General features: G+C 54.6%; 17 protein-coding genes. 2 read left to right on the forward strand and 15 right to left on the reverse strand.

All coding sequences use genetic code 11. The features are described from left to right. Window positions 1-145: 145 nt before the first annotated feature. From C4K39_RS15505 to pilM, 15 genes are all read right to left on the reverse strand, one after another. Entirely contained in the window at window positions 146-2,389 is a 2,244-nt protein-coding gene (locus C4K39_RS15505) for an SNF2-related protein (RefSeq protein WP_124346900.1), read from the reverse strand. Window positions 2,390-2,480: 91 nt separating this feature from the next. Then, window positions 2,481-3,920 (reverse strand): DUF6094 domain-containing protein, encoded by a 1,440-nt coding sequence (locus C4K39_RS15510; RefSeq protein WP_124346901.1) that lies wholly within the window; start codon window positions 3,918-3,920, stop codon window positions 2,481-2,483. 23 nt (window positions 3,921-3,943) lie between these two features. Then, a complete protein-coding gene (locus C4K39_RS15515) occupies window positions 3,944-4,546 on the reverse strand; it encodes a hypothetical protein (RefSeq protein ID WP_124346902.1) in 603 nt (200 codons plus the stop codon). A gap of 70 nt (window positions 4,547-4,616) precedes the next feature. Further along, complete coding sequence (locus C4K39_RS15520; protein WP_124346903.1) at window positions 4,617-4,871, reverse strand: hypothetical protein; 255 nt, start codon at window positions 4,869-4,871, stop codon at window positions 4,617-4,619. A gap of 66 nt (window positions 4,872-4,937) precedes the next feature. After that, the gene (locus C4K39_RS15525; RefSeq protein ID WP_124346904.1) at window positions 4,938-5,225 is read right to left on the reverse strand and encodes a hypothetical protein; all 288 of its coding nucleotides are present in this window, start codon (window positions 5,223-5,225) and stop codon (window positions 4,938-4,940) included. Beyond that, window positions 5,222-5,827 carry a DUF3275 family protein gene (locus C4K39_RS15530; protein ID WP_124346905.1) on the reverse strand — a complete coding sequence of 202 codons (606 nt, stop codon included), beginning with the start codon at window positions 5,825-5,827 and terminating at the stop codon, window positions 5,222-5,224. The genes C4K39_RS15525 and C4K39_RS15530 overlap by 4 nt, the downstream gene beginning before the upstream one ends. An 87-nt stretch (window positions 5,828-5,914) precedes the next feature. After that, window positions 5,915-6,607 (reverse strand): ABC transporter substrate-binding protein, encoded by a 693-nt coding sequence (locus tag C4K39_RS15535; RefSeq protein ID WP_124346906.1) that lies wholly within the window; start codon window positions 6,605-6,607, stop codon window positions 5,915-5,917. A 640-nt stretch (window positions 6,608-7,247) separates the two neighbouring features. Then, complete coding sequence (locus tag C4K39_RS15545; RefSeq protein ID WP_124346908.1) at window positions 7,248-7,565, reverse strand: hypothetical protein; 318 nt, start codon at window positions 7,563-7,565, stop codon at window positions 7,248-7,250. 82 nt (window positions 7,566-7,647) lie between these two features. Beyond that, window positions 7,648-7,992 (reverse strand): hypothetical protein, encoded by a 345-nt coding sequence (locus C4K39_RS15550; protein WP_124346909.1) that lies wholly within the window; start codon window positions 7,990-7,992, stop codon window positions 7,648-7,650. Between the two features lie 113 nt (window positions 7,993-8,105). Further along, window positions 8,106-8,354 (reverse strand): hypothetical protein, encoded by a 249-nt coding sequence (locus C4K39_RS15555; protein WP_124346910.1) that lies wholly within the window; start codon window positions 8,352-8,354, stop codon window positions 8,106-8,108. A 56-nt stretch (window positions 8,355-8,410) separates the two neighbouring features. Then, on the reverse strand, window positions 8,411-8,560 hold the full coding sequence (locus C4K39_RS31525; RefSeq protein ID WP_164487293.1) for a hypothetical protein: 150 nt from the start codon (window positions 8,558-8,560) through the stop codon (window positions 8,411-8,413). Between the two features lie 64 nt (window positions 8,561-8,624). Next, on the reverse strand, window positions 8,625-9,101 hold the full coding sequence (locus C4K39_RS15560) for an STY4534 family ICE replication protein (protein WP_085597443.1): 477 nt from the start codon (window positions 9,099-9,101) through the stop codon (window positions 8,625-8,627). 465 nt (window positions 9,102-9,566) lie between these two features. Next, complete coding sequence (locus tag C4K39_RS31530) at window positions 9,567-9,743, reverse strand: hypothetical protein (protein ID WP_164487294.1); 177 nt, start codon at window positions 9,741-9,743, stop codon at window positions 9,567-9,569. A 66-nt stretch (window positions 9,744-9,809) separates the two neighbouring features. Beyond that, window positions 9,810-10,154, reverse strand: coding sequence for a hypothetical protein (locus C4K39_RS31680; protein ID WP_178083972.1), 345 nt, complete (start codon window positions 10,152-10,154; stop codon window positions 9,810-9,812). A 904-nt stretch (window positions 10,155-11,058) separates the two neighbouring features. Next, window positions 11,059-11,499, reverse strand: a complete 441-nt coding sequence (gene pilM, locus C4K39_RS15570) for a type IV pilus biogenesis protein PilM (RefSeq protein ID WP_124346911.1) — start codon at window positions 11,497-11,499, stop codon at window positions 11,059-11,061. Window positions 11,500-11,661: 162 nt separating this feature from the next. Between pilM and C4K39_RS15575 the strand changes: the two genes are divergently transcribed. Together C4K39_RS15575 and C4K39_RS15580 are read left to right on the forward strand one after the other, a co-directional pair. Continuing rightward, entirely contained in the window at window positions 11,662-11,922 is a 261-nt protein-coding gene (locus tag C4K39_RS15575; protein ID WP_225926502.1) for a helix-turn-helix domain-containing protein, read from the forward strand. Further along, complete coding sequence (locus C4K39_RS15580) at window positions 11,915-13,075, forward strand: tyrosine-type recombinase/integrase (protein ID WP_124346912.1); 1,161 nt, start codon at window positions 11,915-11,917, stop codon at window positions 13,073-13,075. The genes C4K39_RS15575 and C4K39_RS15580 overlap by 8 nt, the downstream gene beginning before the upstream one ends. Window positions 13,076-13,443 lie beyond the last annotated feature (368 nt).

The following is a 13,443-nucleotide window of genomic DNA, read 5'->3' on the forward strand; positions in this document are numbered from 1 at the left end:
AGTATTTTTATATGCTAGTGTTACCAAAATCAAAGTAATTTTATACGGCTGAGGCACGGTAGCTTATTAGTTTATAATCTTTTAGTTAATTTTGATGTTGAAGGTTGTTAGTTTTATAAAAGGGCCACCCAAAGGTGGCCGTGAGTTATGCAGCAATGAGTTGTCTGGCCAGTGCCATTTCAACCGAGTCTCCATCTTGGTTCAGAGAGTCCAATCCTGACTCCGGCACATCTCCTGACGTGCTTTGAGCTACTGCGATCTTCTTGGCCATAAGCTGCAGGCAGGTAATCTGCGAGCTGCCGGCATAGCCAAAAAAAATTACACGCACTGGATGTTTCTGCCCGATACGCCAGGACCGTCGTGCTGCTTGCTGCAGGGTGTAAACGTTGTACCCCGTCTGCAGAAACACGATGGTTGGAAAATCAAGCAGGTCCAGCCCGGTCTTGACCAGCTCCGGATTGGTGATCAGCACATCGATGCCACGGTCGACCTGATCGAGGATCCAGTCTTCACGGCGAGAGGTGTCAACGCTGGCCCGCAGTACCGCCACCTTGAGACCGGCCTGCTCGAGGACCTTCTTCAGCCTGGACGTTGTGTCGCGTGTCCCGCTGTAGACGGTGTAGGCGAGGACCTTGCGGCCTTTCGCTTTCTCCTCGATGCAAAGGCTTAACAAAGCCTGCTCCTTGGGCATCAGCTGCTCGTCGTTGAAAATCGCCGGCACGAAGGCCAGGGTATCGCGAGTGCGTGGGTGCTTGACCATCTCCGATCGGAAGCAGCAGTCTGGCCAGGCCAGCAGCACATTGAGGACAACGCCCAGAAGGGTGGTGTCTCGCCGTGCAAGGGCTTGTCTAAGCTCCGCTGTCAGCTTGGAGGCCAGGCTCTGGTAGGCGGATGCCTGACCAGGTGCCATTGGTACGTCGATAAACTCCTCGTTGTAGGTAGGTAGGATGTTCCCGCCGATGTCTTTCAGCTTGAGGAACACGGTGAAGGGCAGTACGAAGCGGTGGATGCCTTTCGGGCCGAAGCCCGGGGCTTTCACTGTTCGAACTGAGAGCTTCTTGCCTTTGGCTGTCTTGTGCGAATCTCCATCGCGCTCGGTATAGATGTCTTTCAGGACCCCGTGATCGCGCATGAACGCCATGGCCGCGGGCGCCATGCTGCCACGTGCGTTAGGCCGATAGCCGTCCTCGATCATTCGGCGGGTCAGAATACGGAACAGAAGGTAGAACAGGTCGTCGGCGTAGCCGCCCATAAGCGTCCCGGTCAACAGCACGGTTTTGCGTGCCTTTGCCGCGAGAACACCCATAGCTTGGCCCTGGGCCGATCCGCTGTTCTTGTACTCATGCCCCTCATCAACAACCAGTAGGTCGAAGAACCCATCCGGTAGGTAGCGCTTGATGAACTCTGTTGGTTGATAGCCGCCTTCGCCGAACCCGAATTCGATGTTGGCCATCGCTCGCTCCATACGCTTGGCTTGGCGATCGCTGAAGATGAAGTTGCCCTTGGTGTCCATTAGGTTGATGAACTCGGAAACGTTGTCCACCAACATCGAGGCCAGAAAGTCTTCGCCAAAGTCGTTGAGTAGCCGCTCTGCCCGGACTGGGCCGATCGTGGGTATACGGCACATCGATTTCAAAATCGTAGAGCGCCGGTCGCCGCCATCTGCTTTACCAGGGCGCATGAGTGTCCAGAGAGCCGCATTGCAGGCGTTGCAGTTGCGGCGGCGATCACCACGTTCGAACTCGTCCACGGTAACCAGGTTGCCCTCCAGGTCCTCGAGGACCTGGCCGCAATCTGGGCAAGCTGCGAGTCGTTGTCCGCCGGCGGCGCGCCTTTTAGAGCAGGCGAGCCGCCAGTGAAACCCCATGCGCATCCGCACACGACCGAGGATGAAGAACTCCTGGCGACCGTCATAGGTTTGCCCCAACTGATCACGCAGCTTGAGCAGCTTGATCAGCGTATCGGGGCCATTCAATACCCACACACGGGCATCTGGGATGGTCTCTAGGATCTCACGGCGCCATTTGTAGACCAGGTGAGGTGGGGAAATGACGAGAGTTCGACGATAGCCTGCTGAGTGCATAACGGCAGCAACAGCGATGGCCATCATCGTTTTCCCGGTACCCATCTCGGCGTTGATGATCGCGGCCTGCTCATTGCGATCGAGTAGCAGTGCTGCAATGGCTTGGACGACATCAGCCTGGGCCGCAAACGGCTTGCGCTTGAGGTTGTCCATTACTGCCTGGCGCTGTTCGTGAGCAATCCCGGTGTAAACAGGAGGGTTGGAGCGGTTCAACGACTCAAGGAGTTCATCACCAAATTCATCGATGAAATCGGTGAGGTTGATGTTCAGGGGGGAAGTAGCCAGTGGCTGAGTTAAAGCGTTCATGTGCATCTCCTGCAGGTGGAAAGCAGGGCATGCACGACCCCTACGGGTATTGGCATACCCTGCGGGTTGGTTTGGGAGTTATGGACGGGGTTTAGTAATCGCTGGGGAGCAGCAAAGTTGTGTAACTGCGATCCGCTTCGGTGATGATCCAGAGCTTGGTTTCACCGCCGGCATCGATGTCATAGCTGGAGAACAGCCTGTCACCGTGTATCAGCGCGTTCTTGTTCGAAGCCCGGTCGTCATCGCATTGTTCCCCCCAGTCGCCGGACAGATGACGCCTGAGGAATTGGGTAGGGTCGAGGTGTTCAGTTTCAACCAGGTGGCTGAGAGTGGAGGTCATTACGATCCGGCCCGGATTGAAGAGCGGTCCTGCTGCTCGTTCCTCAGGCACAGATGCTTCGTCATTGGTCCCTGCCGAAGAGCTGATGGTCAGCACTCGGCCAAGATTCACTGACGAAGGCGTCATGTCCCACGCTCGGATGATTGGGATAAATCGATCGGTGAGGATCCTGACCTCTGTGACGTTGCCTTTCTCATCCTCGGTGAATTCGGTCTTGCGCACCTTGTCCTTGTAGGTGTCACCCTTCACGACCAAGGTACGCCCAGACTTCGAGCGTACAACGCCTGAGATTGCGCCGGCCGCTAGGGCTAGTGCCAGGTGCCAGCGCGAGAGTTCACGGACTGGCGGCCTGAGTTGTAGGCCGATTTGCCCGAAGTGCAGGTTGAAATCAGGCCAAAGGCCTCGCAGTCGCTGTATCTCGGATGCGAACTGCGTAGGCTCCAAGGTGACACGGTAGAAGTGTTCCAGCTCGTTTGCAGCTGATGGGATCAGGTACGGTTCCCATGGCCATGAGGCCGGTATTAGTTCCGCCTGTTCCTGACCTGCGCCGATTGCCTGCAGTTGAGACTTCACCTGGTTAACGTGAGTTCTGGCCAGGTCCTGCCGGCGCACTCGGATGCCGAAGATCACTACCTGCTTGAATGTGGGGTCCGCAGCGCTGTAAATGCGCAGGCTGGCAAAGTGGTTGCTGAGCCATCCTGATAGTTCGTCGTCAAGCACATAGTGCGGAACGATCAACACCATCACCCCACCGTACTGCAGGAGGGGAAGGCAGCGCTGGTAGAACGCTTTTTCCAGACGCCGCCGGCCGCTGCCCTGGTACTGCGAGGCACCGGAGTGATCCGCGACCAGGTCGCCGTAGGGTGGGTTGAGCCAGAGCAAGCCGAACGACTGCCGGCTGATCAGGGTGTCGAAGAGATCGCTGTGCAGCACTCGATCGAGAAGGCCTCGAGCATGGTCTGCGCGCTCGGCATCGTATTCGACGGCGAATGCGTGGACCTGGTCGCGACCGAGCAGGTGAGCTGCTTCAGCCAGCGCTACACCTTCACCGCCACAGGGGTCGAAGATCCTCATTTTTCCGGATTGAGCTTGAACGAGCGCCTGCAGAGAGCGCTCGAGGGTGACTTCGTCGGTTGGATAGTAGCCATTGCGAGCAAAGTTTCGTGCAAGGCGGGGAAACATTAGGGCCATGATGGTTCCTTGAGTGAGAGAGCTCAGGCCTGCGCCTGAGCTTCGGTTGTTAAGTGACCTTGGCGAATGAGGTCGCCAAGTTGCGGCTCGAGGACGTCGAGCTGGAGAGCAAGCCGCCAGGCGCTGACGTTGCCGATCGAGCCAGGTAGAGCCGTCAGCATCTGCTGCTGGGTGAGGACGTCCATCACCGGCTCACGCCAGTGTGGGAGTAGGGGAAGCGGGCATGTCTCCATGACCAGCGGCCACAGCCGAAGCAGGGGATCCTGGTCACGCTCCAGGAGCGCAAAGGCAAAGTGATTGGCCTGGTCGGGCGCCGAGGCGCGTCGATCGAAAAGCCAGAGGTGCAACATGCCGCCGAATAAGGTCCCGCGGAACTGCCGCGTTGTGCGCTTTTCAAGCATGTCCTGGTTGGGAAATACGGGAATGCTTCGACCGTCCATGAGGATGTGAAACTGGTCGAGACCATTTTCATCCCGTCCGAGCGTGAGCCTGGCCAGGAACTCCTGCAGTGCGGTGTCGCGGCCCCAGGCCGACATGAAGACTAGATTACGCTGCTCATCGCAGACGCAAGCATCGACATACAGGTCAGGGCATTCCTCAATCTGATACAGCGGAGTGGAACGCATGTTTGCCTCCAGAGAGGAGGCGCACTCCCAAGGGGCGTGAACGCCCCCTGGGGTGAGTGGTGGTAGAGGTTTACCGGAATGTTCCGGTGCTTGGGTCGAACGCGGTTGCAGTTGTCTGTCGAAGCGGTCCTTGACCCTGATGAAAAATCTGAATCAGGTATTGGCTACGCAGCTCTACAGCAGCTTCGGCCTGTTCTAAGGACAAGCCGAGTTCTTCGATGAAAAAGTCGACCAATTCCTCTTTTGTTGCCGAGTCGTTGTTGGACAACTCTTCTTCAACATTTGAAAGGGTTTGTTCGCTCAGATTGCTGAACAGTGGGTTCATTGGGTTGCTCCTGGTTGAAATGAGGAGCCCCCTGAGGAGGCTCCTCAGGGTGTGGTTGAACAGCGATTAAAGGCAGATACGGTTGAGCTGGATGTTGCGATCGAGCCGCTGCAGTAGCCGAAGTGTTGTTTCTTGAGCAAAAACTGAGTCTTGGTATTCCTGCCTCACAGCCCCCTCAGGAGAAGATCTGTGTACACGCTGGCGAAGTGCTTCAATGGCTGGTTCGACCAACGAGCGGTCGAGCAATGAAGCTTTGAAGAGATCAGCAATATCGTCGATCTCGACCTCTCGAAGAGCACAGGTAATGGTCAAAAGGAGACCACTGAACTCGGGGTGGTTGAAGATTGGATTCATGCTGCTTTCCTGTTCCAGGTTTGGGTTTTGAAATCCATGGAGTAACCGAGCTGTTCCATGCGGGAGCATTGGGCTCGCAGACGCTTTCGGTCGACAGTGGTGTCGAGCTTCACTGTTTCTGTCAGTGGCCAAACAGTGCCGAACAACTCCGCATCGGCTGCTGTGTCGATTGTTGCCGCTGGAGTTTTGGGCTCCATTCCGAATGGTTCATCCGACGCGAGAGCGCTGTTGGACGTTTTTTGAGTCGCGGGCTCAGAAACCGGTGGGGACGCAAGGGGTGTCGCCGTTTCCTCCTCCAACGGATCGGGAACGTTCGTCGACAGTTGCTCCTCATCTTCTTCGCTGAGTGTCGTTACTTCATCGAGGGTCATCCCTTCGAGTTCGGCCCTGATCTCCACGACCAGCCGCCCACCATGTGAGTAGTACGAAGGGCGGATCTGCTTGATAGCAAAATCGCCCTGGTACTTACCCTCCTGGTATTGATCAAGCAGGGCATCCTTGATGGTGAACTCACCGATTGACGTAGCAAGACGCCCAACGTTGAAGAGGCCAAGCCGGCCGGAGACAGTACGAATGGCCAGTTGGCCTTTGATAGTGATCATAGAGGCTCCCCGAAATGCCAGAGGAGCACCTGCGGGTGCTCCCGCGAGGGTGGTTAGAGAAAAGAACCTAGAAGACCGGCAATCCTTCTAATCGGCAGCCGTTGGGGTCGATGATCGGACTCGAACATCAGCTTGCCCTGCCAAAGTGAGTACACGAATGAACTCCTCGGGAAAACCTTCTTCTGCCTGTCGGGCCTGCAGAGTTGAAAGATCGAAACCCAAAATTGCATTCAGGTGTTTGTCCGTCCAGGGAGTGCCGATTAGTTTGAAGCCAACAGCATCGCTATCTGGAAGGGCAAAGCACTCGAACATGAGTTGAGTCGTATCTGCGTGTTCTACCAGGTGTTGAAGTTCATCCCATTCCTCATCAGGCAAATGGGCAGATGTAACCTCGAAAACGCGGCTGTAAAACCCGGTTTCGAAGGACAACTGGTTGATCAGTACCTGTGCAACTTCAGCAGATCCCAAATCACAGATCTGCTGTGAGGTGCCATTGTTTTCTCCGTGCAATGAGTAAACCACGGTATGGATAAAGCCCTGGTTCGTCAGGGCTTCGGTTTCGGGTGAGGACGGGCCGTTAATGGCAGCAGCATGAGTATCGTTGTACACGCACTCTTTACCGATAAGTTGCCAGTCTTGGAGCGATTCCTGATGGCTGATGAGTGATCGATAACAAGGCTCATAGACCTCGCCAGCTACGTCAGGGGTGATCATCAGTTCACGGGTAAGGAGGAAGTTTTGGTAACCACGGAAGAAGGGGTTTGATCGGGAGTGGGTCATGAGACATCCTCTAAGGGAGGAGTCGCCCAGAGGGCGGCCCCTCTGGGTGGTGTGAAGTGAAAGGCAAGCTGTTGGTTCAGACTTGCTGGAGCTCGATTGAGATGTATGGCGACTCCCCTGCTGGGAAGTTGACTTGCAGCGAAAGCGGGATCCAGTCGCGTGTGCGTCCAGAACTCCGTTTTGCATAAACCCCGAATGAGATCGGAGAGGTGTGCTGGTGCAGCTTTAGCTCTTGCCACGCAGCTTGAACAACGCTTGCTAGGCGCTGGCTCATTTCAGCAACCCGTAATGGGTTTTTTAGGTAAACCGCACGCATCCAAGCGGCGTTGTCCAGTATTACTGGGTAGGTGTGATAGGCGACTGGTGATGCAGTGGAAGGTGACATGCGAGGTCTCCATGGAGCGAGGCCTCGTCCGCGAGGATGAGATCCTCGCAGGTAGGTGAAGTTGAAACACTCCATCGACCAACTGGCCGATGCGATCGCGCTACCGAGTGCTATGCGATCTTTGGTTTGGGTTAACGCAGTGCGCCGGAGCCTTAAACCCTGGCTCCTTTGGAGGCGCTGTCGACGACAGCGAACCAATCCGGAATGGGTGGCGCGACGAGATCGTCGTGCCAGGTGACGCGATGATGCAGAGGATCAGTCATGGATGGGGTGCGGTTCGATTGGGGGAGTAATATCGTCTGGGTCCACTCTGGACCAGCCTCCACCGTTAATAGCTGCCACTGTTCCAGCCATCCAGGCCTTGTTAAGTGCAGGTACGTTTTTGAACAATGCAGGAGTACTTGGTTTATTTGAGAGCTGAGCTTCTTTACCAGCTATATGTGCTTCGATCTCAGCTTGGTAACTGGATATTGCATCACCAGTAATCTCAGCCTTTTCATAATCGGTACGAATGTCGAGTATCCGCATGAGTTGGGTGCCAAAGTCCATCGCTGATGAATGAGAAAATGACATGCGTAGCCTCCATCTGGCAGCGGCTGAGGGCAGCTCTTGAGGATTACCTCAAGAGCTGATATTGGAATAGTGAGAGTTAGCGTCAGAACGGCATGCCTTCGTAAATATTGTCCATCAAGGCAAGAGCGGCCTTTTTTGCAAGGAGGTGGTGCTGGTTGTCCAGCTTGATACCTTGCTGTGCAGCTACTCGCTTGAACAACTCGTCATGAGGGAACTGATAGGACGCCACTTGCTTATACAATGAGTTGAGCAGGTGAGCCTCGTATATTTCGAAGTACAGGCCACAAGCATGCATTGCCTCTTCTTGAAGTTCCTCAACCTGCTCGGCAAATCGCTGCTCGAGGATGTCGAGACGCAGGAAGGAACTCGAGACAAATGGGTTAGTGACGAAAACTTGACCGGCGAAGATCTGAGTGGCTTGAGGCATGGTGATTCTCCTGAGAAAGAGGGTCACCAGCCCAACGGGCGATGAGCCCGTAGAGGGTATTGATAAGTTAACCGGCCAGCGTATAACCGACCTTGGGAGGTACCGAGGTTGTCCTACCGCGTTGGAAGCACATAGTTCAGACCATCGCGCAAGCAGAGAGCCCGGTCCTCGTAACGGTTGGAGCGTTGCAGAACTTGTCCGCAAGCGTCGGTGAGCTGCCAATAGCATTCGCCCGATTCTAGTTCGTCTATCAATATTGCAAGCAGTTGGGGGCCAACCACCAAAAGCTCAAGTTTTTGAGTGCCAACTTGCACGCTGTAAGACAGCTCAAAGCCATCTAACTCGTTCTCGTCGATACACATGGGCATTTCCTTGATTAAATAGCGGTGCTTCGATTAGGGGAAGTAGGAGCTAAGAATTAAGCGATAAACGAATGCTCTTGTGTCTCGTTTTTATTGTGAAAGTAATGACCTACAAGGCCAATCAGGGAGAAGCTCATCAGCACCAGGTCTCCGAGAACTACGCTGGCGGCGAATGCGATGAGGTTTAACTTGAGCATTGTGTTCATGGACAATTCCTTTTGTAAGAACAAAGGCGCCTGAGGCGGCGCCTTGATTTGAAGTTGCCGAAAGTTATGCGGCGTTTTGTTGAGCATCTCCAGAGACATCGGAATCAGCAGCGTCTTTGGGTTCGGCTTCGTGGACGGTTTCACTATCGTCTTTGGGTTTGGCTTCGTAAACGGTTTCACCGTCGACTTTGATCCAACCCAAAAAGAGCAACCGGCCTTTGAGGCTTGCACCAGACTGACCCTTTTTTTCACCTTTATCGTAAGTGAACGAGTCTGCCCAGATATCACCGATGCGGAAAGACACAAGGACTTTCTTACCAGCCTCGACCGCTTCTATGCAGCGGCGGACGAGTTTGGTTGCTTCGGTACCAACGACATTGCAGTCGATGTAAGAATACTCGACAGCATCGCTGGCTCCATGAAGAGCGGCGATGGTTGTAGCGATGAAGGGGTTGCCTTTGCGTGGCGTTACTTCGCGGATACGGTTCAGGTAGCCGATGCCAGTGGTGTGCAGGTCAAAGTATTTAGTGTCATTGCTCATGGTGAATCTCCAATTTCGGTTGAAAGCGGAGAAACACTTCGCCCATGGGGGAAAGTATTCCCCGCGAGGGTTAGAGCTCGGGATGGTGGGTATGCTGATGTAGCTTAGTTTGGCTGCTTCCATCAATCATTGCTGACTGATTGATCGCGCTTCCGGAAGCTTGGCGATCTTGGGTTAATCAACACCTGTGAAGGTGGGCAGTCTTTCAGATTATGACTGCTCGGGCTTGGGTTACTGACGACGTCAGCAGCACACGCCTACAAGAATGGAAACGGACTATTCGCTTGTCAAGCCCCCAGAAAGAAAAAGCCCTCTGGGTGGAGGGCTTGGTCTGAGAATTAATGGGCACGAAGTAATTTTTGGCACTTACGTTTTACGTTCGGCCAGTCGGCCCACACAGCCATGCTTACGCAAACAAGCAGCAGGCCAGTCAGCATGATGAGGCCAAAAGTTGTCTGGCTCATGTCAGTCCTCCGGAGTGAGGCAAATGCCTGTGATCCAGATTACAACACCTACAACAAGCGCGAAAGCCGTTAGCAGGCGATGATCACTGAGGAAGATACCTACGATGCCAGCGGCGACGGAGGTGGTGCCGATCTTGCGAAGGTCATCTGCAATCACAGCTCTTTTTTTGTTGACCATAGCTTTCCTTAGATCGCCAGGCCTTCACCCCGCCAGGTGAGGTGCCTGGCATGAGGGGGAGTGGATTTACAGCGGTGCTACTGGGGCTATGAGTTCATCCAGGGAGCCAAGGAGCGGCTTTTTAGGTTTCGCCGGTTTACGTGTACGACGTTTCGCCGGGGCAGCAGGCTTGGTATTGCTATCAAACCACTGATTTAGGTCCACGCCGCGGCGAGCGAGCGTAGGCACACGACTGAGCTCCTCCCAGTCATTGCGAGTATCAAATGCAGCTGCCACGACGGTAGCTGTGGGTATGGCGTGGACAACTTCAGCGTGTGAGGGACGTTTCAGCGCACTAAGGAACACTCTGGTGAGAGTGCCGAGCGCATAGCCAATACGGAAGTAAGACGACGGTGAAGGCATATCATTCATAGTGCTTCTCCTGCGGTTGAAATGCGGAGAAACACTGACCCTGATGGGAAGTGAATTCCCCGCTGGGTGTGTTTTGAATGGGCTGTAAGAAAAGGCAGAGAAACACTACGCCCGGCAGGGACGTGGTTCCCTGCAGGATTTGCGGAAGGGGCTTCTATCGACTGCGGTCGATTGATCGTACTACCAGAAGCTGAACGACCTTTGGGCATGTTGCTGACGACGTCAGCAGATCACGTCCTAATAATCGGAGGGGGAGCAGGTTGTGTCAAGCGGGGGGAGATATGGAGGGCTGATGGGGGAAAGGGGAAGGCCGGCTAGAGCCGCCGTTGGAGGCAGGTCCAGCCGTGTCTAGAAAAAAGGTTGAAGGAGCCACCTGTGTTGGAATCGTCGATCCCTGGGCATTGATCGCCTCGATTCTCTCCACCTGACCATTTTCGTGGCTTTGGCCAGCAAACGTGGGGCACGCATCCGCGCACAAAAGGAGCCCAGCTTTTCGCCGGCGGGCCACCGGCAGTGAAGAACTACACCCAATTGGGTAGCCTCATCACCCTGAAGCAAGGCAATGAGGCTACCCAAATAGGGGAAAAAAGGATGGGCCACTTTACCAAAGTGGCCCTTCGATTAGATATGCACCGAACCCTTTCAAACTCTATGTGCCTGTGAACTCGATCACGAGTTAGACGGCTGCGCGACTAGGAGAGCAGGGAGACACAGGGAGAGTTACAGGATCCACACGTCCTTCCCGGAGCTAAACGTGCTTAGGTTTGGTGTTGAAGCGAACCGCAACACCTGGGCGCTACTGATGACCGTCAGTAGCCAGCGGGGTTAAACCAATATTGATGTCATTATGTTGTCGGACTTACGCATATGCAAGCCAGGGGCCACCTGTTTCACACGATTGTAGTCAATTGACCGCCACTACTGCTCCCTCGGGAACTGCTGAGGGAATGGTAATCGACGTTTGTCCGGACGATGGTGAAATCAGGAGGCCGGCACGGTTCACCCCTACGGCTGTCGACTGGGTGCGTTCAAAAAGCGCTGCAGGAAGCCCAACTGGTGCAGAAACTGCAATGAACGTGTAACTCTGGCCCATGGCCAGATAGGCACTGACACCTGAAGGCTTCACAAACCATGATGGCAGGTTCAGCACCCCATCTTGAGGGATGCCGGAGTATCCGGGGTTATTTTTGGCATACTCGGCTGCAGCGGACCGATAAACGAGCATATTCCGGCTCAAAGAGTCCAAGTCCGCCTGGTCTGAAAGCGCTGTTGAGTCATTTTGGTACTGTACAGACAGACTGGTGACCAGCAGAAGCACTGTGAAAACCGCCCAGTAAAACCACATGATTTGATCCTCAGTTAGCAATCCCAAGAGTGTGTTCGACCCAAGCTTGGTCGTCCTTGAGAAACTGAAAGCCTACACATCCGTGAATTTCTCTGCGGACTATAGTCCGCTGACGACAATAGTCACGCCTTCCAGAATTCGACCTTTCTACGAAGGTCGACAATGAACAACGAACCTATGACTGAGCGAGGCCACAACGCTGCATTTGGCAGTGTGTTGGCTCAGTTGCGTAAGGGCCGAGGCCTGTCACAAGAAAGGCTGGGGTTTGAAAGCGGCTTCGACCGTTCATACATCAGTCTGCTTGAGCGTGGGCTGCGTTCACCGACCCTCGACACACTATTCAGCCTCAGTCATGCACTGGAGGTTTCGTTCGTCCAGCTGGCCATGCAGATCGAGGCCAAGCTGGAAGACATGAGTGAGTGAGTTGACCCTGGCCGAAGGCCTGCAGCGATATCAAGAAAAGGTGTCCGTACTCAAAAAGGGGTACGTGCAGGAGACTTATCGGCTCGCACAGCTGAAGCGATCGGCATTGGCTGCAAAGACCATGCGCGAGATTAAAAGTCCGGATATTGCAGAGTATCGGGATTTACGCTTAGGGCAGACGAACCCACGTACTGGACGGTTAATTTCAAGCTCGACTGTGCGACTTGAAATGTCATTGCTCTCGAATGTGTTCGATGTCGGACGGATCGAGTGGGGGGTATGCGAAAGCAATCCCGTGGAGAAGGTTCGCAAGCCTAAGGCTCCACCAGGTCGTGATCGGCGCCTAACACCTCGAGAGGAGCGGCGGATCCTGCGCTACTGCCATGGCCATCCAACTCATGAGCTTTATTCGATAGTCTTGTTGGCTATCGAGTCCGCGATGCGTCAGGGTGAGCTGCTCAACCTGCGTTGGGAGCATGTAAACCTTCGAAGCCGCATCGCGCATTTGCCCGACACTAAGAATGGTTCGAAGCGAGATGTTCCCCTGAGCATCAAAGCGCGTGATGCACTGATACGTCTTGGTGTCAAAACCAGCGGGCGAATTTTCAACTACACAAACAATGGGTTGAAGTCTGCTTGGCGGATCATGGTGTTGAGACTCGAGATCCCGGACCTTCATTTTCATGACTTGCGCCATGAAGCATGCTCCCGGCTATTCGAGCTAGGAACCCTCGACGTGATGGAGATCGCTGCGATCAGCGGGCACAAGAGCCTAGCGATGTTGAAGCGGTATACCCACTTGAAGGCCACCAACCTGGTTAAAAAGCTGGAGGGCAATAAGCATCGAGGTCAGCAGGTAGTTTTAAACCACCTCGTTCCCTATCCAGCAGTGGCTCAGAAAACGTCCTCAGGGGTCACCATACGGGTCTTGGACTTCGATAGCGTCGAGGGGCAAGGTGCAACGCCTGAAGATGCGCTCAGAAGCGCTCAGGATGCATTGCTCAGGCATCTAATGCTCGCGTTGAGGGACCGGCGCCCCATCCCAGCTCCTGACCAGTACCTTGAGCAGGTACGTGAAGCTGACATCATCATGTTGGATCCGCTTTGCCTGCCGCAAAATCTGGCCTATTCAGCACCTCACACATTTTTTTAGTGGATCGGTGAGTCTCGGTTAGCTCGACCTATCGCCAGATGATCCAACCTTGCCAATCCGGCGTGTGGAAAAAAACCGGATCGGACGGGCGATATGGCGGAATGTATGTCCGGGACTACGGCGGGGGCAACTGTGGTTCCGTTAACCCTCTAACTGGTTCCTGTAGCTGCCCGCCTGGGCATTCCGTTGCCGCGTTCTGGGGATGGGGCAACGCAACGGCGTTTCACTGTTTTAGTCCATGATTGCCAATCCGGCGTGTGGAAGCTGGTAACTCACACCTATGTACAAATGCCCTATGACGGTTCGATCGACTTCGGTGGCGGTGCTTGGAGTTCTATCGGTTGCGTGGGTCAATACTCAAGCTATAG

The sequence above is a fragment of the Pseudomonas sessilinigenes genome, assembly GCF_003850565.1.
GTDB classification, from domain to species: domain Bacteria; phylum Pseudomonadota; class Gammaproteobacteria; order Pseudomonadales; family Pseudomonadaceae; genus Aquipseudomonas; species Aquipseudomonas sessilinigenes.